Origin of the sequence: Amycolatopsis sp. NPDC059235 (genome assembly GCF_042754125.1) — a bacterium.
Classification (GTDB): domain Bacteria; phylum Actinomycetota; class Actinomycetes; order Mycobacteriales; family Pseudonocardiaceae; genus Amycolatopsis; species Amycolatopsis albidoflava.
Genome location: NZ_JBHZAG010000001.1, coordinates 113212 through 137762, shown reverse-complemented (window position 1 = coordinate 137762; position 24551 = coordinate 113212). Strand labels below are relative to the sequence as shown.

General features: G+C 67.4%; 26 protein-coding genes. 8 read left to right on the top strand and 18 right to left on the bottom strand.

The window, feature by feature from the left end:
* Positions 1 to 77 precede the first annotated feature (77 nt).
* Positions 78 to 425, top strand: coding sequence for a winged helix-turn-helix transcriptional regulator (locus ACFXI3_RS00625; RefSeq protein ID WP_350539779.1), 348 nt, complete (start codon positions 78 to 80; stop codon positions 423 to 425).
* Here the strand turns inward: ACFXI3_RS00625 and ACFXI3_RS00620 are convergent.
* The 4 genes from ACFXI3_RS00620 to ACFXI3_RS00605 form a co-directional block, all read right to left on the bottom strand.
* Positions 422 to 1612: a diguanylate cyclase gene (locus tag ACFXI3_RS00620; protein WP_378397179.1), complete on the bottom strand. Its 1191-nt coding sequence runs from the start codon at positions 1610 to 1612 to the stop codon at positions 422 to 424. The genes ACFXI3_RS00625 and ACFXI3_RS00620 overlap by 4 nt on opposite strands.
* 143 nt (positions 1613 to 1755) lie before the next feature.
* The gene (locus tag ACFXI3_RS00615) at positions 1756 to 3045 is read right to left on the bottom strand and encodes an MFS transporter (protein WP_378397177.1); all 1290 of its coding nucleotides are present in this window, start codon (positions 3043 to 3045) and stop codon (positions 1756 to 1758) included.
* Positions 3046 to 3493: 448 nt separating this feature from the next.
* Positions 3494 to 3793, bottom strand: coding sequence for a hypothetical protein (locus ACFXI3_RS00610; RefSeq protein WP_378397176.1), 300 nt, complete (start codon positions 3791 to 3793; stop codon positions 3494 to 3496).
* 470 nt (positions 3794 to 4263) lie between these two features.
* Entirely contained in the window at positions 4264 to 4758 is a 495-nt protein-coding gene (locus ACFXI3_RS00605) for a nuclear transport factor 2 family protein (RefSeq protein ID WP_378397175.1), read from the bottom strand.
* A 28-nt stretch (positions 4759 to 4786) separates the two neighbouring features.
* Between ACFXI3_RS00605 and ACFXI3_RS00600 the strand changes: the two genes are divergently transcribed.
* Positions 4787 to 5146, top strand: a complete 360-nt coding sequence (locus tag ACFXI3_RS00600; protein WP_378397173.1) for a winged helix-turn-helix transcriptional regulator — start codon at positions 4787 to 4789, stop codon at positions 5144 to 5146.
* Positions 5147 to 5292: 146 nt separating this feature from the next.
* On the opposite strand, the gene ACFXI3_RS00595 is transcribed toward ACFXI3_RS00600, so the two are convergent.
* Complete coding sequence (locus ACFXI3_RS00595) at positions 5293 to 5898, bottom strand: TetR/AcrR family transcriptional regulator (RefSeq protein ID WP_378397171.1); 606 nt, start codon at positions 5896 to 5898, stop codon at positions 5293 to 5295.
* 95 nt (positions 5899 to 5993) lie between these two features.
* Between ACFXI3_RS00595 and ACFXI3_RS00590 the strand changes: the two genes are divergently transcribed.
* Complete coding sequence (locus tag ACFXI3_RS00590; RefSeq protein WP_378397170.1) at positions 5994 to 6983, top strand: quinone oxidoreductase family protein; 990 nt, start codon at positions 5994 to 5996, stop codon at positions 6981 to 6983.
* A gap of 25 nt (positions 6984 to 7008) precedes the next feature.
* On the opposite strand, the gene ACFXI3_RS00585 is transcribed toward ACFXI3_RS00590, so the two are convergent.
* Positions 7009 to 7605, bottom strand: a complete 597-nt coding sequence (locus tag ACFXI3_RS00585) for a TetR/AcrR family transcriptional regulator (protein WP_378397169.1) — start codon at positions 7603 to 7605, stop codon at positions 7009 to 7011.
* Between the two features lie 52 nt (positions 7606 to 7657).
* On the opposite strand from ACFXI3_RS00585, the gene ACFXI3_RS00580 reads away from it, so the two are divergent.
* The gene (locus tag ACFXI3_RS00580) at positions 7658 to 8119 is read left to right on the top strand and encodes a VOC family protein (RefSeq protein ID WP_378397167.1); all 462 of its coding nucleotides are present in this window, start codon (positions 7658 to 7660) and stop codon (positions 8117 to 8119) included.
* A gap of 301 nt (positions 8120 to 8420) precedes the next feature.
* Here ACFXI3_RS00580 and ACFXI3_RS00575 read toward each other — a convergent pair whose 3' ends face one another.
* The 3 genes from ACFXI3_RS00575 to ACFXI3_RS00565 all read right to left on the bottom strand — a co-directional run bounded on the left by ACFXI3_RS00575 (position 8421) and on the right by ACFXI3_RS00565 (position 11565).
* On the bottom strand, positions 8421 to 9431 hold the full coding sequence (locus ACFXI3_RS00575) for a zinc-binding dehydrogenase (RefSeq protein WP_378397166.1): 1011 nt from the start codon (positions 9429 to 9431) through the stop codon (positions 8421 to 8423).
* 359 nt (positions 9432 to 9790) lie between these two features.
* A complete protein-coding gene (locus tag ACFXI3_RS00570; protein WP_378397164.1) occupies positions 9791 to 10630 on the bottom strand; it encodes an SDR family NAD(P)-dependent oxidoreductase in 840 nt (279 codons plus the stop codon).
* Complete coding sequence (locus ACFXI3_RS00565) at positions 10627 to 11565, bottom strand: SDR family NAD(P)-dependent oxidoreductase (RefSeq protein ID WP_378397163.1); 939 nt, start codon at positions 11563 to 11565, stop codon at positions 10627 to 10629. The genes ACFXI3_RS00570 and ACFXI3_RS00565 overlap by 4 nt, the downstream gene beginning before the upstream one ends.
* A gap of 71 nt (positions 11566 to 11636) precedes the next feature.
* On the opposite strand from ACFXI3_RS00565, the gene ACFXI3_RS00560 reads away from it, so the two are divergent.
* The gene (locus ACFXI3_RS00560) at positions 11637 to 12557 is read left to right on the top strand and encodes a LysR family transcriptional regulator (RefSeq protein WP_378397162.1); all 921 of its coding nucleotides are present in this window, start codon (positions 11637 to 11639) and stop codon (positions 12555 to 12557) included.
* Positions 12558 to 13030: 473 nt separating this feature from the next.
* Here the strand turns inward: ACFXI3_RS00560 and ACFXI3_RS00555 are convergent, their stop codons facing one another.
* From ACFXI3_RS00555 to ACFXI3_RS00520, 8 genes are all read right to left on the bottom strand, one after another.
* Entirely contained in the window at positions 13031 to 13591 is a 561-nt protein-coding gene (locus ACFXI3_RS00555) for a helix-turn-helix transcriptional regulator (protein WP_378397160.1), read from the bottom strand.
* A gap of 86 nt (positions 13592 to 13677) precedes the next feature.
* Complete coding sequence (locus tag ACFXI3_RS00550) at positions 13678 to 14589, bottom strand: Scr1 family TA system antitoxin-like transcriptional regulator (protein WP_378397158.1); 912 nt, start codon at positions 14587 to 14589, stop codon at positions 13678 to 13680.
* Between the two features lie 68 nt (positions 14590 to 14657).
* Entirely contained in the window at positions 14658 to 15002 is a 345-nt protein-coding gene (locus ACFXI3_RS00545) for a helix-turn-helix domain-containing protein (RefSeq protein ID WP_378397157.1), read from the bottom strand.
* Between the two features lie 41 nt (positions 15003 to 15043).
* A complete protein-coding gene (locus ACFXI3_RS00540; RefSeq protein ID WP_378397155.1) occupies positions 15044 to 15991 on the bottom strand; it encodes a hypothetical protein in 948 nt (315 codons plus the stop codon).
* 680 nt (positions 15992 to 16671) lie between these two features.
* On the bottom strand, positions 16672 to 17454 hold the full coding sequence (locus ACFXI3_RS00535; RefSeq protein ID WP_378397154.1) for a hypothetical protein: 783 nt from the start codon (positions 17452 to 17454) through the stop codon (positions 16672 to 16674).
* A 212-nt stretch (positions 17455 to 17666) separates the two neighbouring features.
* Positions 17667 to 18107, bottom strand: a complete 441-nt coding sequence (locus ACFXI3_RS00530) for an NUDIX domain-containing protein (protein WP_378397153.1) — start codon at positions 18105 to 18107, stop codon at positions 17667 to 17669.
* Positions 18104 to 18349, bottom strand: a complete 246-nt coding sequence (locus ACFXI3_RS00525; RefSeq protein ID WP_354736715.1) for a helix-turn-helix domain-containing protein — start codon at positions 18347 to 18349, stop codon at positions 18104 to 18106. The genes ACFXI3_RS00530 and ACFXI3_RS00525 overlap by 4 nt, the downstream gene beginning before the upstream one ends.
* A gap of 697 nt (positions 18350 to 19046) precedes the next feature.
* Positions 19047 to 19559, bottom strand: coding sequence for a hypothetical protein (locus ACFXI3_RS00520; protein ID WP_378397152.1), 513 nt, complete (start codon positions 19557 to 19559; stop codon positions 19047 to 19049).
* Positions 19560 to 20956: 1397 nt separating this feature from the next.
* Between ACFXI3_RS00520 and ACFXI3_RS00515 the strand changes: the two genes are divergently transcribed.
* From ACFXI3_RS00515 to ACFXI3_RS00505, 3 genes are all read left to right on the top strand, one after another.
* Positions 20957 to 21844, top strand: a complete 888-nt coding sequence (locus ACFXI3_RS00515; protein ID WP_378397151.1) for a helix-turn-helix domain-containing protein — start codon at positions 20957 to 20959, stop codon at positions 21842 to 21844.
* A complete protein-coding gene (locus ACFXI3_RS00510) occupies positions 21837 to 22055 on the top strand; it encodes a DUF397 domain-containing protein (RefSeq protein ID WP_378397150.1) in 219 nt (72 codons plus the stop codon). The genes ACFXI3_RS00515 and ACFXI3_RS00510 overlap by 8 nt, the downstream gene beginning before the upstream one ends.
* A gap of 180 nt (positions 22056 to 22235) precedes the next feature.
* Positions 22236 to 22886 carry an HAD family hydrolase gene (locus ACFXI3_RS00505; RefSeq protein ID WP_344287402.1) on the top strand — a complete coding sequence of 217 codons (651 nt, stop codon included), beginning with the start codon at positions 22236 to 22238 and terminating at the stop codon, positions 22884 to 22886.
* Here the strand turns inward: ACFXI3_RS00505 and ACFXI3_RS00500 are convergent, their stop codons facing one another.
* The gene (locus tag ACFXI3_RS00500; RefSeq protein WP_378397149.1) at positions 22887 to 24107 is read right to left on the bottom strand and encodes a helix-turn-helix transcriptional regulator; all 1221 of its coding nucleotides are present in this window, start codon (positions 24105 to 24107) and stop codon (positions 22887 to 22889) included.
* Positions 24108 to 24551: the final 444 nt, after the last annotated feature.

Genomic DNA, 24551 nt, shown 5'->3' with positions numbered 1-24551 from the left:
ACGGGGTGCCGTGATCGTGTAAGCACCGAACAATGAGCGACTGGAACGCGTCCTACCGTCGGAGCCTTCATGACCTGTTGACTCTCCTAGAAGGGCAGTGGACCGTCGCGATCATCGCTACGCTCGCGGTCGGGGAGCGGAACTACTCCGAGCTTCGGGACGAGGTGAACAAGGCAGAGGAACGGCTGGGCTGGACCAGTCACACGAAGCCGCTGACCTCGAAGGTGCTGAGCGACCATCTGCGGAGGCTGGAAGCCAATCACCTGGTCGAGCGTCGCGGCGCGGGCGACAAGTTCACCAAGGTCTGGTATCGGCTCAGTGCGGACGGCAAGGAGCTGCTGAGCATGTTGCGGCCGCTTGCCAGCTGGGCTGCTCAGCGGCAGGTCATCGCCGCAATGGAGGACGAGACCACGTCCCCTGACTAGCCGATAACCACCCGGTTGCGGCCGCCGTCTTTTGCTGCGAACAGGGCATTGTCGGCAGCACGAAGCAAGTCGTCGAGGTCCGTTCCTGCCGCAGGGGACGCAGCGGCACCTATCGAAACAGTGATCTGGATCGACTGTTCGGATGTGGACCTAGCGTCAATTGTCGCAACACTTTCGCGAATTCGGTGCGCGATCGAGAGGACTTGTTCCCCGCTGCAACCCGGAAGCATCACGACAAATTCGTCTCCGCCGAGCCGTCCGCACAGGTCCTTGTTCCGGACGACCGAACTAATCGCCGCTCCGGCCGCCTTGAGAACTCTGTCGCCAACGACTTCGCCATGTACGACATTCACCAGAGCGAACTGATCCACATTGATCAGCAGGAGGCTGAGATTCCCGCCTACCTTCTGCGCCCGCCTAAGCTCGCTCTCCGCCAGCGCCCGCCAGCTGGCGACATTGAGGACCCCAGTCTTCGGGTCACGGGTAGCCGCCTGCTCGAACTGCCGGACCAACGCGGAACGATGCAGTGCGTACAAGGGGAAGAACAAGAAGGCGGCCAGCCACGGAGCCAACGTGAGCAGCGCAGCCGCGACGACCCCCATGCACAGCGTCGCCAGTTCGAGCAGGTTTTCATCCGCTCGTCCGATCAGCCGCCTCCGCGAGCATTTGCCCGACGACAGCCTGATGACAGTACCGACCACGACTGAGTTGACCGTGAAGTAGACCGCCACCACCGAGGCCGCGCCAAGCAGGCTGAAGACTCCGCGGTCAGGTCCGATCGGAACGACGAGCAAGCCGCGCGCGCACCAGGCCGCGATGTGGCAGGACAAGATCACGTTGCAGGCGCTGAACAACGTGCGGTGCATGTGGATACCTGAGATGCCGCGCCAACTCCGCAGCCACAAGTGCAGGTAAAGCACGACTACGACGGCAAACGCGAGCACTCCGGGGAGAATCAATGCTGCAGCCAGTGTCCAGACCGACGAGAAGTTCACGTGCGGGGTATCAGCGAACCGGCGACGGCGACGCTCGACCTGGCGACCCATTTCGGCCGCGACGATCCCGAGACCGACGAGAACAAGGCAACTGCGCATGTCGTGGAACGTCACTCGCGCGGACACTGAGTCGGCGACTAGAACTGCCGTCGCCGCCAGCACCACGGTCACCACGAGCGCGCGGACACGCACGGGAAGTGACCAGATCGGCCAACTGTTCACCCGGCTCAGACCGCGAGACTGCCCTGAATCGGTTACACGTTGCATACTGAACTCGCTTCCGTTCCCATGGGGAGGGCTGCGGCTTTTACGACTTGTCCCAGGCTCGGTCCTTCCTAAAGCCGGATGTCCCGGGAGGGGGTTTCATGCGCAACAAGGACTGGTGACAGCTTTCGCGCTCCTGACGCGGGCTCGTCCTCGGCAGATCTCACCTGGCGCGGACGAGCCCCCTTCCAGACGATCGCCGCACCAAGAGCAAGCACAGACGCCGTCAGCCCCGACGCTGCCACGGTGGCCACTGGTCCCACCTGGTCAGCGGCGAGACCGGCGACGACAATCGCCGCCCCTTGGGAAGTTTGCAGACAAGTGCTCATCCTGCCCATGACTGTGCCCCGCTTGCTGTCCGGCACGATTTCGGCAACGACTCCTTGCAGCCGAATCAGGTACACCGTCGACAGCGCGCCCGAGACGGCCCACAGCACCGCTGACCCGACCAACCACGGCACCGCCGCCGAGGCCAGCAGCGGAAGACCTGCCGCGATCGCCGGAATCACTACGCTCCGCGCGGACGGCAGCGAGTCCTCTCGACTTGCCCACCACCCTCCCAAGACGCTGCCAATGGGGTCTGCTGCCATCAGCAAGCCGACGGCGAACGAAGTCGCTCCGAGCGCGCCTGCGTACGGTGCCGCAACGCCTTCCGGAACGACCAACAGGCCGGTGAGCGAAATCAAGATCACCGGCGCGACGAGGCGCGGACCGAGACGCACATCGACAGCCGCAGCGGACCGCTCCGCGGCGGCGGAGCCAGCCCGCGACGCCGGACGTGATCGAACACCGAGCAAGACGGCGAGCGCGCTCAGCAGGAACGTAGCGCCGTTGAGCAGCAACACCGGTTCGGAGCGGATCGCGACGACAAGCACGCCGCCAACTCCGAAACCGACGACTTGCGCGATCTGCGTGGTGATCTGCCGCAACCCAAGGCCCGCCTGATATTGCCGGTTCGGAAGCACGTCGCGCAGGAGAGACAACTGGGCTGCCTTGAACGGCGCACCGGCCAACGTCAACAGCCCGATGAGGCACCACAACGCAGGCAACGGGAGTCCTGGAATCGCCATCGAGATTGCCAGGCAACCCCGGATGACGTCGCTCACGATGATCACCGTGCGGCGTGGATACCGGTCCGCGAGGCCGGACAGGAGAAAGCCGCCCAGCACCGCGGGTGCGAAGGTCAGCGCGTAGCTCAGTGCCGTGAGCGACGCAGAGTTCGTGCGACCGTAGACCAGCAGGGCCAGGGCAACCCGGGCAAGCTGATCCCCGGCAACCGAGAATGTCTCCGCCAGCCACATCGTGCGGAACTCGCCGCATCGCAGGACTGCCGCGAAGTTTCCGCGTGCGCCAAACTGCATCTGCTCGCCCCCTCCCCGGAAGCTCACAAGCCGATCAACGGCTCTCCCCGGCCGAAGATCTTGGTCTATTAAGGTATGCCGGAGCGTGCCTAAGTGGACACAAACAGCAAGATGTTCACACGTAAGAATCAATCTGCGTACGGACCGTGACTTGCAGGCCACTTCCGTTCACTTGTTCGGAGCAGCGACGACGCAGGATGGCCGATCCGGCGCGAGAACGAGATCGCCGTGACCGGAGCCGCCCGCGTGGCGGACTCGCTGCCGATCCGCACTGAAAGCGGCTCCGACTGCCGTCAGGCCTCAGCCGGTGCGCATGTGCGGTAGTTCGTTTCGCCGACGCCACCAGGAGTTCTTGATGCCGTGCAACAGCTTTCGCAAGGTTGCGCGCTCGCCCCGAGATCAACCGTAGTGACGACAGGGCATCGGACTCCAGCGACGCGGCTGGCCGCTAGCCGTGGGTTCGAGGTCGGCGGTCGCCGAATTGCTGACGTCGCGCGGGTCCTCGCCGACGGACCAGGTGCGCCGGTACGTAGTGGCTGACCGGACGTGACCATTGGTCGTCGGCAGTGACGAGTTGATAGGTGACCCAGCCGAGCAGGCCGCCGTCTTCGCGACGGGCCCATTCGAACAGCAGGTCGGGAAGCTCGGTCTCGATCCGCAGGCCGGCGCGGTTGCGGGGCGCGAGGATCTCGGTGCCCAGCGGGAGCAGCTTGCGCACGCTCACCCAGACGGAAATCGGCGGGTCCACCTTCCGCACGGTTGACGGCCGCTCATTCACTTCAGGTCACCTGCTCGCATCCGCGTTGTCAGGCCGTCCACGGTTGTCGTCGACCCAAGCTGAATCCGAACATGTGTTCGACATTGAAGTCAAATTGGCAGTCCGTCACAGGTGGTCGATCTGGTGTGACTGTGAGCTTTATCTGTCACCCGTGAGAGCTAGTTGTCACCAGGGGCCGAGCAGCGTTCGTTGGTTTCGTGGCGTCGATGTTGGTCGCGAACTGGTGGAGGTAGTCGGTGCTGGCGCTGATGAGGTCGTGGGCGTGGCCGCCGGTGGTGGGCGCGGCCCGGCCTCGCTCTGGCCGTCCACGGCATTAGTCTCCTACCCGCGCCGTCCGCCCCGTCGCGAGATCCGTTGCCGCCTCCGCCGCCGCAGCCTCGTGCACCGCCGGTCATTGGGCGGGCATACCCGCCCAATGACCGTTTCATGTCGGAGGATGCTCAGCTCGCTACGGGGAAGGTGTCCATCCAGGTGATCTCGAGCCGCCGGTGCGCGATGCGCCATCCTTCGGGCCGGCGTTCGAGGCGGTCGACGAAGAATCCGGTCTGGATGAGGTTCCAGCCGCGGCCTTCGGTTTTGCCTTGGTGTGTGTGGATGTGCGGGATGCGAGCGGTCGCGGTGTCGCCTTGGATGTCCACTGTGGACACGCCTTCGAAGTGCTGCCACCGCCGGAGCCCGTTCATCGAGCCGTCCGGGCCGCGCATGGCCTCGGCGAGTTCGCGGTGGCCGATCCCGGCGAGCGAAGGGCCGGCGGCCGAATAGTCGACGGTGGCGTCCGGAGCGAACACCTCGTCCCACTGGTCGAGCACGGCGTTGTCGCCGTCCTGGTGGAGGTCCTGGCCGAGGCCGTACCGCGTGACGAGGTCTTGGATCTCGGCCCGGTCCAGCAGGTACCGCAGGCGCTCCTCGACGGACTGTGTGGTCGGCGTTGTCATGGTTCGACGCTAACTCTAAACTGTCCAGATGGGCAGTACCCACAAAAAAGTAAGCGTCCCTCCTCCGTGCACCATCGACCGGGTCGAGCACGCCGTGTCGATCATCGAGGGCCGGTGGAAGCTGCTGATCCTGCACCACCTCCTCGTCCAGGCGCCGCGCCGCTTCTCCGGCCTCCGGCGGGCGATCCCGGCGGCCACGGAGAAGATGCTCATCCAGCAGCTGCGCGCCCTGGAGGCCGACGGCATCGTCCGCCGGAAGGACTACGCGCAGGTCCCGCCCCGCGTCGAGTACTCGCTGACGCCGGCGGGCGCGGCGCTCGAACCCGCGCTGAACGCCCTTCACGACTGGGCGGCCAGCAAGCACCTGGAGGACGCGGCGCGCGGATAGCCCCTGGGGGCAGTTTCGCCAGACGGGTTCGACGCGGTCGACGGCCTGGTGTCGCTGCGGCTGCACAAACCCACTGGGACTGAGGCAGGACGGCCGACGAGGCGGCCGCGCGTCGTCACCGCCATGGTCGCGGCCTTCGCGAACCCCTAGGTGCCGCGTCCAGTCCGGCTGGACGCGCGCAAGTGGTCGAGACAGAGGTCCAGCGCGCTGCGCAGGTAGCGGGCGGAACCGGTCGACATCAGGATCGTCACGCCGCCCTGGATCGCCGCGACGATCGCCATCGCCGTGCGCTCCGGATCGACGTCCGCGCCGACGTCGCCGCCCTCGCGCATCGCCTCGATCCCGGCGCGGACCTGAGCCTCCCACTGCTCGATCAGGCGCCCGGTGACCTCCTGCGCCGCCGGCGTGTGCCTCCCCAGCTCGGTGATCAGGACGCCGAGCGGGCAGTGCACGCCCTGCCGGCGATACCGCTCGACGACGGCGTCGCGCCACTTCTCCCACGCCGTCCAGCTGGTCAGGCTCCCGAGGTGAGGCTGCTGGTCTTCGAGCACGCGGTCGGCCTCCCGCTGGGCGACCGCCAGCAGGAGCTGTTCCTTGCCGTCCGGGAAATAGTGGAAGAGCTGGCTCTTGCCCGTTCCGCTGCGTCGGCACACATCGTTCAAAGTGGCGCTGTTGACACCGCGTTCGCGAATCTCGGCCGCGGCGGCGTCGATGATCCGCTGGCGGGTCGCGGCGCCCTTTTTGGTCAGCAACGCGGGCCTCCAGGATTGTACTTGCGGGTACATTTTATCCGGACGACACTGGCCGGGTCAACGCCGATCACCACCAGCTGGGACGGAGAAAACCCTTGCAGGCCATAGTCATCGAGCAGCTCGGCGGGCCGGAAGCGCTCGCTATTCGGGAGGTTCCGGATCCGGAACCGGGCCCCGGCGAAGTCCTCGTCGACATCACCGTCGCGGGCGTCAACTTCATGGACACCGGGGCGCGGCAGCACGGTCCGGCGGGCGGAACGGTGCCGTTCGTGCCCGGCGTCGAAGGGGCGGGCGTAGTCCGCAGGCTCGGCTCCGGCGTCACGGGGCTCGCCATCGGCGACCGGGTCGCCTGGGTCTACGCCTACGGCAGCTACGCCGAGAAGATCGTCGTGCCGGCGGCTTCGCTGGTGCCGCTGCCGGAAGGCATCTCCGACGAGGTCGCGGCGAGCGTGATGATGCAGGGCATCACCGCGCATCACTTCACCACCGAGGCTTACCCGGTCGAGGCCGGTGACGTCGTTCTCGTCCACGCCGCCGCAGGCGGGCTGGGCCGGCTGGTCACCCAGATCGCGAAGCTGCGCGGCGCCGAGGTGATCGGCGTGGTCTCCCGGGAGGAGAAAACGGCCGCGGCGAAGGAAGCCGGAGCCGACCACGTGATCGTCTCGACCGGAGAAGCGTTCGTGGCCGACGTCCTGCGCCTGACCGGCGGCGAGGGCGTGCGCGCCGTGTTCGACGGCAACGGCGGGCCCACTTTCCGCGCGTCCATGCGGGTATTGCGCCGCAACGGCACCTTGCTCTACTACGGCGCCTTCATCGGCGAAGTCCCGACGATCGGCATGCGGGAGCTGCCGCGGAGCATCAAGATCTGTTACCCGGCCTTCCGCGACCACATCGCCACCCGGGAGGAATTGCTGGCGCACTCGGCCGACCTTTTCGGGATGATCGCGTCGGGAAAGCTGGACGTGGCGGTGGGCGGCCGCTACCCCCTCGCCGACGCCGCCCGCGCGCACCGCGATCTCGAATCCCGCCGGACGACAGGGAAACTGCTCCTGCACGTCAGCACTCCTTCGTCCGCAATGGACTGACCAGCTGCCAATGCCTGCCCGGCGGTCAGCGCGGCAGCAGGCCCTGCACGAGACTGTGCACGGTTCCGGTCAGTACGGCGTCCGGCGAGCGGTCGGCGATCATGCCGGCGGTGATGATCGACGCGAGCCCCTGCAGCATGGCGAGCACGGCCATCGCGGTCCGGTCGGGCTCCTCGCCGACGATCTCCCCGCGCGCCATCGCGTTCTCGATGAGGGCGGCCGGCGCGGCGAACGTCCGCTCGCTCGCCTGCCGCAGATCCGGGCGCGCCGGGTCGTCCTTGCGGGCGAACATCAGCGCCAGCAGCGCCGGGGACCGGGCGGCGAACCCGACGTAGGCTCGCGCGAACGCGACCAGCCGCTCCTCGAAGCCGCCGGTCGCCCGGCGCAGTCCCTCGTCGAGTTCGTCCCCGAGCCGCCGCAGTCCGCGCAGCACGAGCGCGTCGAGCAGGGCCTGCTTGTCGGCGAAGTGCTGGCGCGGCGCGCTGTGGCTGACGCCCAGCTCCCGGGCGAGCCCCCGCAGCGACAGCCCCGCGACGCCGCCCTCCTCCAGTGCGCGCTCGGCCAGGCCGAGCAGCCCGGAACGCAGGTTGCCGTGGTGGTACGGCGCGGTCTCGTCCTCCATGACCGCAGTGTAGGCACCGCCCACAATATTGTCATTGACCACATTATTGGCAGTGCCTACATTGGCGGGAGGTCCGCTACCCGAGGAGCACGTCATATCCTTCCCCGTCCGCTTCCACCACGTCAGCGTGTCCGTCGCCGACCTCGACGCCCAGCAGCGCTGGTATGCCGAGGCTCTCGGCTTTACCGAGGTGGTGGAGACGTTCGAGGTGCCCGAAGCCGGCGTGCGGACCGTCGTCGTGCAGACCGCCGAAGGGGTCCGGCTCGAGTTGATCGAACGAGCGGGATCCACGCGTCCGGCGACGTTCGACGACCCGATGGACGCTCTGCGCGCCCAGGGTTACGGCCATTGGGCGGTCGAGGTCGACGACCTCGACGCCGCGTACGCCCGCTTGAGCGGTGCGGGCGCGCAGCCGGTGTGGCCGCCGGCCGACGCGGTCCGGCCCGGTGCCCGGTTCGCCTACGTGAAGGACCCCGAAGGCAACCTGATCGAGCTGATCCAGCCCGCCGCCTGACCGGTCGGCGCGCCCGCCGGCCGGACGACCAGGGCACGACCTCGCCCTTGCGGACCAGTTCGGCGTTGTTGACCAGGACGTCGAGCCGGCCGTAGGCCCGCTCGGCCGCGGGTCGCACGGTTTCCCGGTCTGTGACGTCGAGGTGCACTGGGGTCGTCGGCAGGCCGTCCTCGGCCAGCGCCGCCGCCGCGGTCTGTCCGCGCCCGGCAGCGCGGTCATGCTCGATTCGGCGAGCCGGCGCGGGCCGGCGGGCCGAGTCCGTTGTTCGCGCCGGCGATCAGCGCGTTTTTCCGTTCGGGCGTCATTGTTCCGCCTGCGTCGTGGTGACGGTCATCTTGCCGATGTTCTCGCCGCGGAACAGGCCGGCGAACGCCGCGGGGAGAGCGTCCAGGCCGTGGCGTTCGGTCTCCAGGGGGATCAGCTGTCCGGTCTCGACCCAGTCGACGAGGTGGTCGAGGGCGGCGGGCAGGGCGTGCGGGAATTGCAGCGGGGTGTATCCCTGCAAGGTCAATCCGTTGCCGTACAAGGGTTTGATATTGACCGTCCAGGCGGTGTCGTCGTCGTAGGTGGAGATCAGGCCGCACACGACCACGCGTGCCGGACGGCGCATCACGTTCATGACGGTCTGGCTGACCGCGCCGCCGACGGCGTCGAAATACAGATCCGGCCCGCCCGGCGTCAGCGCCTGGAGCTGCTCGGCGAGATCGGCGGCCCGGTAGTCGAGAGCGGCGTCGAACCCGAGCTTCTGAGTCAGAATCCGGCGCTTCTGCTCGGAACCGGCCAGTCCGATCACCCGGGCGCCGCGGATCCGGGCGATCTGCCCGGCCAGCGATCCGACGTTGCCCGCGGCCGCCGAGACCACCGCGGTCTCCCCGGCCCGCACCTGGCCCGCTTCGACGATGCCGGTGTGCGCCGTCAGACCGCCGAGCAGGCCGAACACCCCGAGCGCATGAGCGGGCTTGCGGATGCGGGGATCGAGCGGGGCCATCTCCAGCCAGTGGTCCCAGGTCGGCCAGATCGACAGGTCGGCCCACTCGACCTGGCTGACCACCCGGTCCCCCGGAGTGCGGCCGGGGTGGCGGGAAGCGACCACTTCGGACACGCCGATCCCGGTCACCGCCTCGCCCAGCGGGATCTGCGGCAGGAAGTAGCTTTCGTCGCCGGTCACCTGGCCGCGCAGGGTGGCGTCGACGGAGAACGCCAAGGGACGCAATAAGACCTGTCCGTCCTGAAGCTCGGGCAGGCGCTTCGTGGCGACGGTGAAGTGCTCGGGTTCGACCCTGCCGACAGGCAGATATCGGTTGAGGGACACGAACCTGGTGGTGGATGACATCCAGTCCTCGCAAGGGAAATCGGGTTTCTTGTGCCAGTCAGACGCTAGATTCACACTCCCCTTCTGGGAAGTACTGACAAAAAAGTAAGTACAAGCAGCGGGGCGGGCGGGGTGTTCGATCAGCCAGGTCGAACGCGCGCCGGGCATTCCGGAAAGGCCGCTGGAAGCTGCTGATCATCCACCGTCTCCGGGTGCGTCGGCCCCGCCGCTTCCCCGAGGTGCCGCCGCACGCGGAGTACGAACCCACTCCGACCGGAACAGCACTGACCCGGCGCTTCCCGCCTTGCGCGCCGGGGCCGCCGACACCCGCCCCGGCGCATGAGACCGCGGGCTCGGCGCTATTCCCCAGGAGTCCAGGGAAGAACTTGCCCGTCGCGGACGAGCTGGCCGTAATGCTCCGGCTTAACCGGGCCGAACACGAGGTCCAGCAGCGCGTCAGCCGCTTGGGCGGGACTCGGCGCGTCGCGCACGTCCCACCACATCGCGGACGTCGGGGTGTTCATCATGCCGGGACAGACCGCGGCGAGCAGGATTCCCCGGGCCAGGTCGTCCTCGCGCCGCTTGCCGGCGAGCGCGCGCACCGCCGCGACCTGGCCGATCTTGGACGGGATGTTGACGAACCCCGGCCAGTCGCCGCCGCGGGCGCTGCCGTCGGCGACCGCGTCCCGCCAGGCGGCGACCTGCTCGTCCACCTCGTCCAAAGTGGACAGTGCGGCGAACCGGTCGTGCAGCGCGGGCGCGAGGTGGTTCAGCGTGCCCAGCGAACTGGCCACGACGAGGAACCGGCCGTCGTCGCGGAGCAGCGGGGCGAAGGCACGCAGCAACCGGGTGGTGCCGAAGTTGTTGACCTCCGCGTAGTCCCGGACGATCGCGCGCGGATCGTCGTCGGGGCCGACGCGCATCACCGCGTTGCCGAACACGACATCGACGCCGCCGTGCCGGTCCGCCACCTGCGCGGCGAGCCGGGCGGCACCCTCCGGTTCGGCGACGTCGAGGATCGCGCCGCGAACGCTGGCCCCACCGCTGGGAACGGTCTCGACGGCCTGAGTGACCCGGTCGAGATCGCGACCGGTCAGATAGACAGTGTCCTCAGCGGACAGGCGCGAGGCGAGCCCTTCGACCAATGCCAGTCCCAGGCCCTGGGTGGCACCGGTGACGAGAGCGACTTTGCCGTTCATGCGGCTCCTTTGGCGAGCAGGGTTTCGGAGAGGGTCCAGAGGCGCTCGGCACCTCCGGGATCGAGGGCGTAGCGGGCCACGCCGTGCAGAGGCGGTGCGTCGCCCCGGCGGTCGATGGTTTCTGTCTCGTTGCAGTCGGCGAAATAGCGGCCGCCGATCCCGTCCAGCAGCGACGAGGTCGCCAGCAGAACCGACGTCGCCGCGCCCTGCTCGGGGGTCTTGATCAGCTCGGGCGGGACCTTGCCGCTCCCGCGGCCCCCGGTGTGGCGCTGCAGGTTCGTGTAGATCGCGCCCGGCATCAGGGCGTTCGCCGTGATCCCGTCGGCTGCCCAGCGGCGCGTCGCCTCGACGGCGAAGAGCACGTTGGCGGTCTTGGACTGGCCGTACGCCAGCCACTGGTCGTACGGCCGGAATGCGAAGTTGACGTCGTCGAAGACCACCGGCGACTGCTGGTGCCCGGACGAGCTGACCACCACGATCCGGGCGGAGCCGTCGGCGGCCAGCGCCGGGTGCAAGCCGGCGGCGAGGGCGAAATGCCCCAGGTGGTTGGTGGCGAACTGCAGCTCCCAGCCCTGCGGCGTGTACTGCTCGGGAGCGGCCATCACGCCCGCGTTGTTCACCAGGACGTGCAGCGGGCCGTCCCAGGACGCGGCGAACGCGGCGACCGATGCCGGGTCGCTCAGGTCCAGCGGCCGGACGTGCACCGCGGTGTTTCCAGTGCTCGCGCTGATGTCCTTGGCCGCCCGTTCGCCCGCGTCGACGTCGCGAACGGCCAGGGTGACCTCGGCGCCGGTCGAGGCCAGCGCGCGAGCGGTCTCAACGCCGAGGCCGGAGGAGCCGCCGGTGACCACCGCCCGGCGCCCGGCCAAGTCGACGCCCGCGGCGACCTCGGCCGCGGTGCTGGTGAATCCGAAGGGAGTCTTGATCAGGTCCATGAATTCCACGCTAAAGGCCGCGAGGACATGCGAATAGCGAAAGAACCGCAGACCTGGTATGCGTTTAAATCATGACGTTCGCCGATGCGTCCCTCACCGCGCTGCGCGTGTTCCGCGAGGTGGCAGAGCGGGGAACGCTCACCGCCGCGGCCGCCGCGCTCGGCTACACGCAGTCCGCGGTCTCCCGGCAGATCGCGTCGCTGGAACGCGCCGCCGGAACACCGTTGCTGGAGCGGCGCCACGACGGGGTGCGGCTCACCCCGGCCGGGCAGATCGTCGTGCGCCGCGCCGCCGACGTCATCGACCGGCTCGACGCCACCGCCCGCGAACTCGCCGGGCTGCCCGGCGAACAGGGCACAGTGCGGCTCGGCTGGTTCCCGACCGCCGGAGCGAGCCTGCTGCCCCGCGCGCTGGCCGCCCTGCGGCGCACCCACCCGGCCATCACCGTGCTCAGCCGCGAAGGCGGCACCCCGGCGCTGGTCCGCGCGTTGCGCGCGGGCACCCTGGACCTTGCCCTGCTGGCCTCCGCCCCACCGTTCCGCCCGCCCGACACCGAAACACCGGCGCTGGCCCTGCACACCCTCACCGAGCGCAGCCTCCGCGTCGCGGTGCCCGCAGCCCATCCGCTCGCCCGCCAGGACTACATCGACGTCGTCGACCTGCGCGGCCAGCGCTGGATCGCGGGCTCGGGCGACGACCGGGCGATGGGCGTGTGGCCCGGCCTCGACGAACGCCCCGAGATCGCCCACACGGCCCGCGACTGGCTGGCCAAACTGCACCTCGTCGCCGCCGGCTGCGGGATCACGACCGTGCCCGGCGCACTCGGCACCGCAGTCCCGGCCGGGGTCCGCGTACTCGCCGTCCGCGGCGGCCCCGGAGAACAGCGACGGATTCTGCTCGCCCACCTCCCGCGACAACTGCCGGAACCCGCCGCACGCGTCGCCGCCGCTCTGCGCACCGCCGCCCTGGAAACGGACGCCGAGGTCGAGTGACCGAGCAGGTGCATCGCTGCCGAGCCAAAGCCCGCTCGTCAGCCCAAGCCGAAGCGCCCTAGGGCCCGGCTGATTCCTCCCATAGGGCGAGTCTGACTCTCCTGCGAACCTCGATCTTCATCGAGACCGCCAGCCTCGCCTGCGCCACTCCGCAGTCTGCCCCGTCGGCAAACCGAATCGTTGTGGTGACGGAAACCTCGCACATCAGATGACAGTTGTCCCGCACACACCGGCCTGAACCCCGAGGGCAGTAGGCGCGCCAAGTGACAGAAAAAGCTCACAGTCACATCTGGAGCTGCCAGATGCGTGTTCGGAACGTGACGGCCGGCTGTGCTGCTCCCCGGGCGTCCGCGTGTGCTGCGGCGTGCCTCGGCGACCGCCCGCACAGGCCGAGTCTTCGGACGGGATCGGTCGTCCGCAGGTTCGACGGCGATGCGCTCTGCAGACCTGCCGTGTGAGGTTGGCCGCCGCCGTCACCTGGATCGGGTGTACAGGTCGCGCACGTGTGGTGCGTAGACCATGCCCTCGCGGGCGTACAGGTTGCGGCAGAGCTGGTCGCGCATGGCCATGACCAGCAGTTCCGTGCGCGGCAGGTCCAAGCCGTCGGCGATCTTCACGACGGTGGGTATCGACGGCGCGGCGGTCATGCGTTCGATCCTCGACAGCCGCAAGCGATCGGTGCCCGACAGTCGTGCGACGTGGGCCAGAGTGCGATTGTGCTTGATGCGCCACACGTAGAGCACCTCGCCGAAATGGGCCACGGACCGGCGAGAGCCCGCGATGTCGGACACGCTGGCACCGCGGCGGGGTCCCCGGTCTCGGTCTGAGCGCTCGGCTGTGGGGAAGCTACGGCCTGCGGCTACGGCGAGCGCGTACGGGTCGGCTTTCAGGGCGTAGGCCAAGGCGGCCGCGCTCCACAGCGATCGCAGCGGGGTGCGGCCCCGTTCGAGGGTTCCGATGGCGGAGGCGCTGATGCCGGAGCGCCTCGCCAGGCCGTCGATGCTCAGGTTCAACGCCTGACGGTGCCGGCGCACGAAAGCTCCCGCCGTCTCGGGCGGTTCGCCAGCAGCGTCCGGTGTGCATGTATCACCGACGGTGGAGGTGGGTGTCGGCTCGTGTGTCACGAGCGAGCCTCGCTCGCCTTGGGTGTACAGGGGGCTTCTGTCGCCGGCCCAGGTGCGTCGAGTTCCTGGATGCGGTCGTCGATCATCCGTCGGGACGCTGTCGTGGACGACGCGAGCAGGCGCAGGTCTGCGGTCAACCGCTGGTAGGCCCCGTTGTCGGGCGCGAAGACGCCGGCGCCGTGGTGTGCGAAGTAGGCGACAGGACCCACGGATGTCTCGTAGCAGGTGAATGGATCCCGCAGCGCGGGCCGGGAGCAGGTCTCCGACGGAAGGATGCGCACCCTGACCATGGGAGTCGCGTTTCCCAGCGCGCGCAGGAATCGGAGCTGGCCCAGGACGATGTTCGGTGCCGGGACGGGGCCGGACAGGGCGGGTTCGCCGACGAAGACCTCGATCTGTTTCCTGCGTGAATCCCTAGTTGGGGTCCGCAGAAGCCGTCGCTGTGCCGCCTGGGCGTTGACAAACTCCCCGATCTCTCCGGGGGACGCGCCGTGATCTTTCAGGATGGCGCGTGCGTAGTCGGATGTCCACACGGAGACGGGTATCAGCGTCGGGTGGTAGTCCGCGAAAGACATGGCGAGTTGGGTGAAGTGTTTCCGCGCCTCGGCATGATGGCGGTGGTGTGCCGGTTGGAGGATGACCACGCTTGGGTCGGTGGTCCTCGCGAGGCCGGAGATGTAGGCGTGGTCGTCGAGGGAGACGGCCAGAGCGCAGAGGATTCCTCCCACGTGCTCGGCGTCGGGCTTGCGCACACCGAGTTCCCACTGCGCGATTTGCGAGTGGTGTTTGTGGATCAGATCCCCCACCTCGCGCAGAGTCATCTCGGCCTTGCTGCGTTGTGCGTGCAGGACAGCGCCGAGCAACAGGTGCCGCGGCGACGGCTGAGATACGTTGTGGCTCTTCGTCACGAATAAGTCCATGTTCTTGTGCTGCTGTCGACGTCGGACCTGCACGGCCAGCGCCGTGGAGGCACGGCCTACCGGTTTCGTCTCCTTCGGCCGGCTGAGGCTGCTATCACCCGTGTCACGGGGGTGATCGCGTTCTGGCCGCCGTGGGGCCGGATGGCGACTTTCTCGCGCAGGAGCAGTCGGCGGATCGTGCCGTATGAGGCGTGGTGGGTGCTCGCGACTGTTTGGATGGTGGCTCCGCGCTGATAGTCGCGCACGACTTGTGCGACGTTGAGTTCGCGTTTCACCCCTTGTCGCATGGGAGGCATGGCGACGCCCTGCTGCCGGAGGATCCGGCCGGTCCAGCTCAGCAACAGCCCGTAGGCAGCGGCGATCGCCGTGATCGTCTTGCCGTCCCGGTAGTCCTGCGCCATTTTCTCGTTGCGGCTCTGCCGCTCAGGGGTGTGGGCCGGCATCACAGCAGCCGGTGCTCGGCACGATCCCGCGACGGCGGGTGTCGAGGTGTGTGAGACCGCTCGCGCAACAGGTCGCGGTGCGTGCTGGCCCACAGACGGGTGCCGCGGAGCACGACGTGCCGGCACAACCCGATGTCCAAGCCCCGCGGGAAGAACCGCCGCCAGCGTCCGGACGCGACGTCCTTCTCGTAGGTCGACACCCACTCGGCCAGTTCGTCGTCTCGGGTTGCGGCGGTGATCCCGGAGGATGCCGGGTCGTTCTCGAACCATTCGCCGGCGTACATGCCGAGCACCAGGTCATGGTCGGAGAACGCTGATGCGAGGTGCTCGCGGATCCGGCGGTGCGCGCGCTCGGCGGGGCTGCGGACCTCGTACGGCACGGCAGGAGTGGCGGCGAGCAGCGGGGGAACCAGCCTGGCGACGTCCTGCAGTACGCGGTTCGCGGCGGCGGTGGTCACGCACGGGATCGCCCACGAGACGGTCCGGTCCGGCAGCGTGTCGTCGAAGATGCGCGTGGCCAGCACGCCCGTGTCCTGGTTCAACGTGATCGCGACGGCTTCGGCGTGCTGCCGGCCCGGGAGGTGCATGTGCAGGCTGATCGGCGCGGTTTCGTCCAGCAGCCGGATTCGTGCTTGCACTGGGGGACGTTCTCCGGCAGTCCGTCGGGCCCTGGTGTGGTCGCGGAGGTCGCGCGCGACCTCGTCTGCGGCGATCAGCTCAGCGGCAGTGTCGAACTCCTGGCCATCTCCGGTGTGCGGGACGAACGCGGCCTGGTTAAGCGTGGCGAGCGGGGCCAGCCGCCATCCACGGGGATGGGGGTCGCCGGGCGCGTCAGTGTCGGCGAACCACATCCGCCAGGTGCGTCCGCGGTGGTCGACTGTTTCGTGGACGAATCCGGGAGCGTCGTAGAGCCGTCGCCATGCCGGCGGTTCGGTGTGGTCTCTCACGGCTGGGTCCTGTGGTCGGCGCGCTGCGTCAGCGCTGGGCGATCGTTTGCGTGGTCCGGCATCAGCGGCAGCTCCGGCGTGTGCTGGTCGGGCATTCGATGAGTCCGTGCCTTCTGGTGATCAGTTCTGTGGTGTTCCACCCGGTCGCCGTGTCGGTCGTGCGAGACCACACGGCTGTGACCGTTTGTGCCGCGTCGCAGAGGCGGTAGAGTCCGCATTTGCAATCGAGGGCGGGGGCGGGTTCTTCGAAGTTGTTGGTGCAGAAGTCTTTGTGGTGGCTGTTGAACGTCCAGCCGGTCGAACTGTGGCCGTTGGTGACCTCAAGGTAGGCGAGCTGGACCGTCCTGGTTGCGGTGCGGCCGGCCGCTGTCTCCGTCTTGGTTTCCTGGGACAAGGAGCGCAGTCCGCAGTGGCAGGCGCTCGGCGGACTCATGCGAGTCCTGGTGGTCTCTGTTGATGTTCGGTGCGCGCGTGATGCCTGTGGCGGGGCATCGTGTTCGGCGCGCGGGACGGGGGTCCCGGCGGTCTCTTCCAGTGTGTGCAAAGGTTTCTCGCCTCCCCCTTTCCTCCTAAAGGCACTCCCGTGTGCTGGCGGCCGAGGGACCCGTGCCGGTCCGACGGTCCACGCAGGATCGGGACGGGTATCAGGTCGGCGGGCGGCATCCGGACGGCGGGGAGTGTTAGTTCTCCGTGTCCTGTGCCGGTTTTGTGGTCGGCTGGACGGAGTCGGCGAAGGACTCCAGGTCGTCCGGCCAGGGCGCTGGGGGCTCCGTCGTGTTCCGGCTGTCGTCCCCGGTTGCGGCGGTGTCCATGGCTGCGCCCTTCTGCCTGTGTTCTGCGGGCGGGTTGTCCTGCAGGACAGCGCCGTCGCTGTCCGCGACGGAGAACGGGTTGGGGGTCGGGGTCGGGCGGTTCCGCTTTGGCGACCAGTACGTGTCGAGCATGTCGCGGACGGGGACCGGAACCCCGTGCGGTCCCAGGGGAACGGTGACGTCGTCGAGCATCCGCCACAGCGCTCGATCGGCCGGCTCGGGGTCGAGCGCCGTGCCGAGGGCGCGGCGGTGGTCGTCGATGGCTTGGGCGAGCCTCCGCACGACGTTGCGGTGCCTGTCGTTCAGGATGGATGCCTGGTGGTTCTCGTCGGCCACGGCGGCGCGTGTCTGGGCCAGCCTCGTTTCGACGAGGCGTTTGAACACTGCGACGCGGGCACGCCACTGGCCGTATCGCTGTTCGTAGTGCGAGGACAGGTCGAGGCCCAATTTGCCGCGTCGTTCGTTGCGCCTCGATCGCCGCGTGCGGAGGTCGGTGTCGACCCTGTGCTGTGTCGCGATCAAGATGTTCCGGACACGGCCGAGCAGCGGCGGGACGATAAGGGCCTCCCACAGTCCGGCCGCGTCCGGGCCGAGGTTGGCAAGCACCAACTTTTCCAGCTCCTCGTCGCTGCACCCGATCAGCTCGGCCATGTCCGGCGGGACGTCGGTCACGGCAAAGCACCGACTGCTCCGTGCCGCCGGACGTGACCTCATCTGGGCTTCTCCCAGGTGCTCGGCTGCGGGCAACCCGGTGCCCTGCCCTGAGTCGTGGGTCAAAGCAAGAGACGGTTCCGCGTGCGGCAACTCGTCATCGCTGCCCGGGGACTGGTCTCGGCCGTCAATCGCGGTGAAGTGGGGCCAGATCATGGTGTCCACGCCCGCCACGGAACGTCGGCGTACAGGTCTCCGGCAGCGAGCCCGTCCGCGATCGCCGCGGGGCGCAGCAACGCGACCTCGGCCTCGCCCGCCCATCGGAGCGTATGAGGCCGGCGAGCCGCGATACTGTCGGTGTCGGCGAGCGTCACGTCGAACAGGAACGCCAGCTCGGACGACGACCAGGGACGGCCGTCGACTGTCCTGTGCTCGACGACGGAGCAGAAGCGCAGTCCGGTGATCGTTGCCTCGATCTGGTCGCGCACGGTGCGGCGGAGGGCGTGCTCGACGGGTTCGCCGTCGCGGACCGTCCCGCCCGGCAAAACAAACGCGCCGGTGTCGTCGGTGATGAACAGGATGTCCTCGCCGCGGCCGATAAGGGCATACGCCCCAACTCGCGGCCCTGGCGTGTAGCGGGTGTTGTTGTTCACAGCGGATGTCCCATCGAATGCTGAGGGCCGGTGCCGATCGGCGCGGCCCTGCGCGCCGTGCGGACCCGCCCGCTCCGACCGCGCATCTGGACTCCGGACTCGGCCAGAACCCGGTGCACGAAACCGTACGAGCGCCCGCATTCCTCGGCCAGCGCACGAACAGTCGCGCCTTTCTCGTATTTCGTCTTCAGTATTTCGCGTATCTTGTCCCGGGCGGGCCCGGTTATCCGACGCCCCTTGATGCTGACTGCTGGCGGTGTCACGGTGTCCGCCTTTCCTTACTGCCTTGTTACCTTCGCCAGTTGGATTCAGGTGTTCATGTCGCGCGCTGGACTGCTGCCTGACGTCCCGCTACGGACAGATTCGGAGTCCTGCGGCCTGTCCGGACGCCGTTTGGTGTCCGGTGGCCGTGCTTCCGACTGTCGGAATCCGCCGAGAGATGTCCGCCGTCATCACGTTGTCCCGCCTGGGACTCTCGTCGCTAGCGGTCGACCGGCAGGATGTCGACGTCGTCGACCGGCCATGCGGTCCGGGTGGCGATCCAGTCGTGCAGGGGACGGTGACGGGGCACGGAGAGCAGACACATCTCGTCCTCCTCTGCGACTGGGGATTCTTCGCGTCCTGCTGGAATTCCTGCTGCAGCCTGGACGGTACGGGGCCGGTCGCTCACGGCTGATGACTCCTCTCGTTTTCGATACGGGCACGGTCCCCGCCGGGAAACACTTGATGCACCACATCGGTTTGAGTTCGTCAGGCGGCTCTTTGTCGGCAATGCAGGTGACGCCGCATTCGCTCATCCCGAGCCACATGCGCCCTCTGTACAGGAGCAAGAGGAGCCGCAGGGGAACCTTGTGCATGACTGCTTCGCGGCGAAATGCGAACGGCCAGAGTGCAGGGCACACCTTGTAAGAGGACGCAGGAGAGATGTCCCCGGACACGTCAGGCTGCTTTTAGGCCGGCGAGAACCTGGCCCCTGTCGTGCTCGAACATTTCAGCCAGACTGCCCTGCGCGGTAAGAGGAACCGGCAGCCTGCGCATCGAGCACAGGGGAGGCTCCCCCAACCGACTCTCAGCCCAACATGCGAGCAGATACCCGGACCGGGCCAGCTCGGCCAGGCCCAGGACCGCCGTGCCATCGGCGGTCTTCTCCCCGTAGGCGCGATCGACCATGCGACTGGGAGACAGCCCCCGAACGTTGCAGTACAACGTGAATCGGACGACCGTCGAAGCGCGAGTTCCGAACTCGTGTGAGGCGGTGGCCCCCGTGCCCATCGCAGGAGCCGAGCCGCTCCAGCTGAACCCCCGGCCTTCGCGTACCGAACGCAACATCCTGCCGAGGACATTGCGGAACTTCGCATCGGCCTTCGCGGCGCGGTCCAGACCGCCGTCAGTATTCGGCGCGGCAGACTCGTGTGCAATGTCGGTTTGTGCTGGCCTGTCACTGTTGTTCATGATGCCCTCCGGGTGTGCTGGCTTCGCCCGTGAACGCGGTGAGGCCAGCGAACCGACCGGGGTCGGCGATGCCGCCCCTCCCGCCCGCCCTGGACGAGGACCAGAACGGCCCGCTGCTGCTCGCACTGTCGCGCACGGGACCGTTCAACGATTCGGACGCACGCCGCGCACCTGGCACCGGGGGCCGAAATGGCAAGCGAGCATGCCAATTGGCGACCGCAGACGGCGACAAGAGGGACTCCGCGCTCGTGCGCAGCCTGAAACGCCTCATCGGTAATCTCGTGCTGCAGGCCGTCCCGCCCACAGGTATAGGGCGTGGTCCACAGGCGTTGAACTGGTCCGGCCATTCCGGACACCTCTCAATCGGGGTGGAACGCGGTGGAGGCAACTGGTCGGGGTCAGCCGCCTCCACCGCGGCTATGGGGCGGCAGGCGGGCGAGGGTGCCCGGGCGTTCTGCTGCGGGGCAGAAGGTGCACGCCGTCGGGCTCGACCTCGCCCGTCCGCCGCCGATATCCCCTGGGACGCTCGCGCCGTCGATTACCGACGCCCCGGGGTGGCTGCAATGCCTCAAGAGAGACCGGCAGGCCTTGACCTCACGAGATTTCCGCTAGGTTGCGAGGATGCATTGGCTAGGCCTCCTCGGAACACGCGGCGCGTCGATGGGGCCGCTGCTTGCCTGCCCGGGAGATCTCGCAAAGGCCTAGTAGAGCGCGACTCGAAAGCTGGGCGTTCCGAGACAGGCAAGAATGACGGGAATCTCCAGCGAGACGGCGGTAGTACACGGTCCGGCGATCGCGATTCTTGTGCGTTCTCGGATGAACTCCCCCAGCACACGCGGCGCTCGGCAACAACCCCCGCCGACGTATCGACGACTACTGTGCACTGCATGTCGCGCACCGCCGCCAACGCCGAGCTGAGTTCCCAGGCAGCTTCCGTATTCATCCGTTCAACCCCCTCAAAAAGCGGCTATCGGCGCGTCCGCGTTTGACTCCAGAATCGGCAAAGCGGGAAGCGAACATTGTCGGATGCCGATTGATGCTCACGTCCGTTTGCAACGTGTCGCACCGCTTACTGCGCGTCATCCGGCGAACACGTGAACCGTAGACATGCGCATGTGCGTGAATCAAGCGTGAACGACGCACGTGCGGGAAGTGCGGTGCAAATGCGGTACCGCCAGCGGTCACCCGTTCAGGGCCGCGCACGGTTCGCGAGTGCCTCCGCCGGGCCGATCCGTTGATCAGCTCGGACGTTCTATGCAGGTCAGGGACCCGAGTCGGGGAGCGAAGGCGGGTTCGCTAACCTCAGGTAGTCGAACGTGCGGCGCTCGGCCGAGCAGCAGCGCCGGACGAGCACTCTTGGCGAGTCCGCGCACGTGCGCGGACTGTATGCTCAGCACATGGCGACTTCCACCCGCACAACCCGTGAACTTGGAAGCCTGCTGCGCAGTGCCCGAAAGGCATCCGGCAAGAAGGTCGATGAAGTCGCCACGCATGTCGATCAGGCTCCGTCCAGCGTCAGCCGATACGAACTTGGGGAATTGAAGACGTCCTGGCCCATGATCAAGACGATCCTCGAATTCGTGGGAGTCTCCGCCGGAGATCCGGTGATGGAGGATGCGTGGGGCCTCTACCAGGCGGCGAAGAACGAGCCTAAGCCGGTCAGCCTGCCTAAGGGCGCGTCGGCTGCTTTTCGGCGACTGGTGCACGAGACCGGTGACGCGACAGGGCTCCGGGAAATCGCAACGACGTTGATCCCCGGCATGATGCAAGACGAGCGGTACATGATGGCCCTAGCGCAGGCCCTTGGAGACCCGACCCGGCGCGCGATAGCGGTCCGGAAGCAGCGACAAGTGCGACTTGACCACCAGTGTCGGAAACCCCTCTGGTACCACGCAGTTCTGGACGAAATCTGTCTGACGCGCGTCGTGGGCGAGCCTTCAGTCATGCTGGCTCAACTCGAACACCTCGACAGGCTCGCGCAGCAGCCGAACGTGACACTCCAGGTCGTGCCCAAGGAAGCCGGCGACTACGGTGCGGCGACCGGAGGACTCACGCTCGTTGACTATGAACCGGGCGTGCCGTCGTGGGTGTACTTCGAGTACCAGGCAGGAGCCAGCGTGGTGGACAACCCAGACGATGTGCAACGCTTCGCGAAGGTCTTCGACAATGCCGCGGGTCTCTCGCGTGAAACGGGTGAACTGCAGTGGAAAGGACCCGCATTGTCGCCGGATGAGACGGCTTCCTTTATCCGCCAACAGATCGGGGTGCTGACGAGCGATGCGTGATCTTGACAGCGAGGCTCGGCTTGAGTGGTTCACGAGCACCTACTCCGGCAACGACCTGGAAAAAACGAACTGCGTGGAAGTAGCCTTCGGAGAAGCAAAGGTGTTCCTGCGCGACAGCAAAGACCCAAAGGGCGGCATGCTGGCCATTCCCTGGGACAACTGGCCAGGTCTGCTCGCTGCGATCCGACAGAAGGCGGACGGAGACGGTTGACCCTCCGGCCGCCGACGCGGCACGCCGCGCCGCCTAGGACGAGCTTGGAACTGTCCAGCGTCGGTGGCCGCGGCAGCAGCTGTTCGAGCCTGAACTTCGGCTGTGGTTCGTGGTGTGCAATACGCCCGATGCAAGCCAACCGCGGCCGCACGCCAGAACCAGATCTCTGCGGGAGAAGACATGATTAAATCGGTAGTCTTCGACGTCGGCGAGACGTTGCTCGATGACACGCGCGAGTTCGGTGCTTGGGCGGACTGGCTTGGCGTCCCCCGGCACACATTCTCTGCCATCCTCGGAGCAGTCACCGCTGCTGGCCGGAACAACGCCGAGACATTCCAGGTGCTGCGCCCTGGCTTCGACCTGGAAGGCGAACGACAACGGCGCGAAGACGCAGGCGTCGGCGAGGAGATCCACGAGAGTGACCTCTACCCGGATGTGCGCCAGACTTTTGAGTCTCTGCGCCGACATGGCCTGTGGGTAGGGGTGGCCGGAAATCAGACCGTGAAGGCCGCGGAGCTGCTCCGATCGCTGCAACTGCCGGTCGACGCGATCGCAACCTCAGGGGAATGGGGCATCGCGAAGCCAGATCAAGCGTTCTTCAAGCAAGTCATCGACTTCGCACCCGGCGATCCCAGCGAGATCGTGTATGTCGGAGACCATCGGGATAATGACATCGCACCCGCTCGCGCAGCAGGACTCCTTCCTGCGCTCATCCGTCGGGGACCGTGGGGTTACCTGTGGGCCAGTGACCCGGTAGTGGTTCGTGACGCCGAATGGGTGATCGACAATCTCATGGAACTGCCAGACTTGCTCACCACACCGAAGACATAGCTAACGAGTTCCGCCGCTTTCCACGAGAGCTTGCAGCGGCAGTACTTTGTCACGGAGTTCGAGAAGGCCTTTGCTGGGTGAGCCAGTGTTCGTCTCCCAGAGCGTTCGGACGATCGAGTTGACGTGCGGATGCTCTCGCACGTGTTCAGGCGCGATCTGGGAGGCCGTAAGCAGAGCGGAAATCGCGTTGTCGTTACGCCCCGCCAGGTGTCGGACGCGGCCGAGTTCGATGTAGAAATGCGAACGCCGCTCTGCCGGAAGGCTGGTCGGCGGTCGCCACCGTCCGGCCGTACGCATGGCGGCACCGACGTCGCCGAGTTCCGCGTCGAGGGAAAGCTGGTGGATCCGCGCTGACGCAGGGCCAAACACTGTTCCCTGGTGGACGCCCTCATTGACCTTGCAGGCGAACTGCTGTGCTTCGGCGATGTGGTCTCTCGCGCGCACCGCATCGCCGCCGCGAGCCGCCAAAACTGCCGCCCGCATGTGCAGCGCGCCATAAGTTGCAGCGGCTGTTGCACTGTCGGCTGTGCGGATCTGCGCGCCAGCTGCTTCTAGCGCGCGTCTCCCCGTGGCGTAGTCGAGGGTCGCGAAGAACGTCTCGCCGCGCACGTACGCGCAGCTGGCGACGAGCAGTTCGTCTTCGGCGTCGACCGCTGCGTCGGACATAAGATCGATGATCCGCGCCGAGAGGTCGTAGTAGCCGTACTTGTCGGCAATGGCGTCCGCCGCACGGTATGCGTTGACAAGCAATCGTGCACAGGTCCCTCGATGTTCGCGTGGAGAGTTCGCGATCGCTCGGTGCAGCTCCGCCAGCACGGCGGGAGCATCGGCGGCTAGAGCAAAATAGTCCGACTGGAGCCTCTGGCCGACGAGCCTCGCGACGCGCTGCCGCAGATGTTCAAACGACCCCACCGGCCCGTCTTCGGGAAAGTCGCGGGCGGCAAGGACGCGCCGCAGAGCTGGAATACACGCGTGAACAGCGCCTGCAGAAGTGCGGCGTTCCGGCGACGGAGAGGTAAAGAACTGGTCGAGCGCATCGAGCGGGACATCCAAGATTCGAGCCAACCCGTAGCGGTGCGTCGCGCGAGGCAACGATTCGCCAAGTTCCCAGCGCTGGACAGTGGTCCACGAGACTCTGAGGGCACGAGCAAGAGACTTCTGGGAGAAACCGCGTCGCTCCCGCAAATCGCGCAACTGCGAACGTGGTGGTTGGGTAGCCATCTGAGCCGTCCTCCCCCGTTCGGGTTTACGCCGTCGACCGCAGGTCACGGCTGGATAGTGGACCCGTGGATAACAGCAGCGGAACCATCATACGGGCAGGATGGCAAAGTTCGCTCCGGATGTGCGACCCCGTCGCGTGCGCGAATCGGGTTCGCGGAGCTGGATCGTTTGCTCTGCGTGTCGCCAGGCGAACACCACCAGTTCATTGCATGCCCTGCGAAGAACCGTAGTTGCGACCGCGGTAGCAATACCGAACTGTGCGCGCTGAGCCGCGTCCGAACGTATGGGCCTTGTGGTGGTTCCCCTCGTCCCAAAGCCGCGCAGCGTGACTGCCCGCCTTCGTCGGTGTCGTGGCGGGGTGGCAAGCTTGCCAAGCGCCGACGAGCGCAGCCCTGCCGGGCTCGGACACGAGAGGCACTACGCGTGAATTCAGGCCATTCCGGA

What these genes read in the sequence shown, in the direction of transcription:
- ACFXI3_RS00615 (WP_378397177.1), bottom strand. Translation starts at nt 3,045, where the DNA reads ATGCAGTTTGGCGCACGCGGAAACTTCGCGGCAGTCCTGCGATGCGGC.
- ACFXI3_RS00605 (WP_378397175.1), bottom strand. Translation starts at nt 4,758, where the DNA reads ATGACAACGCCGACCACACAGTCCGTCGAGGAGCGCCTGCGGTACCTG.
- ACFXI3_RS00600 (WP_378397173.1), top strand. Translation starts at nt 4,787, where the DNA reads ATGGGCAGTACCCACAAAAAAGTAAGCGTCCCTCCTCCGTGCACCATC.
- ACFXI3_RS00585 (WP_378397169.1), bottom strand. Translation starts at nt 7,605, where the DNA reads ATGGAGGACGAGACCGCGCCGTACCACCACGGCAACCTGCGTTCCGGG.
- ACFXI3_RS00570 (WP_378397164.1), bottom strand. Translation starts at nt 10,630, where the DNA reads ATGAACGGCAAAGTCGCTCTCGTCACCGGTGCCACCCAGGGCCTGGGA.
- ACFXI3_RS00565 (WP_378397163.1), bottom strand. Translation starts at nt 11,565, where the DNA reads ATGGACCTGATCAAGACTCCCTTCGGATTCACCAGCACCGCGGCCGAG.
- ACFXI3_RS00560 (WP_378397162.1), top strand. Translation starts at nt 11,637, where the DNA reads ATGACGTTCGCCGATGCGTCCCTCACCGCGCTGCGCGTGTTCCGCGAG.
- ACFXI3_RS00545 (WP_378397157.1), bottom strand. Translation starts at nt 15,002, where the DNA reads ATGGCGCAGGACTACCGGGACGGCAAGACGATCACGGCGATCGCCGCT.
- ACFXI3_RS00535 (WP_378397154.1), bottom strand. Translation starts at nt 17,454, where the DNA reads ATGGCCGAGCTGATCGGGTGCAGCGACGAGGAGCTGGAAAAGTTGGTG.
- ACFXI3_RS00520 (WP_378397152.1), bottom strand. Translation starts at nt 19,559, where the DNA reads ATGAACAACAGTGACAGGCCAGCACAAACCGACATTGCACACGAGTCT.
- ACFXI3_RS00515 (WP_378397151.1), top strand. Translation starts at nt 20,957, where the DNA reads ATGGCGACTTCCACCCGCACAACCCGTGAACTTGGAAGCCTGCTGCGC.
- ACFXI3_RS00510 (WP_378397150.1), top strand. Translation starts at nt 21,837, where the DNA reads ATGCGTGATCTTGACAGCGAGGCTCGGCTTGAGTGGTTCACGAGCACC.
- ACFXI3_RS00505 (WP_344287402.1), top strand. Translation starts at nt 22,236, where the DNA reads ATGATTAAATCGGTAGTCTTCGACGTCGGCGAGACGTTGCTCGATGAC.
- ACFXI3_RS00500 (WP_378397149.1), bottom strand. Translation starts at nt 24,107, where the DNA reads ATGGCTACCCAACCACCACGTTCGCAGTTGCGCGATTTGCGGGAGCGA.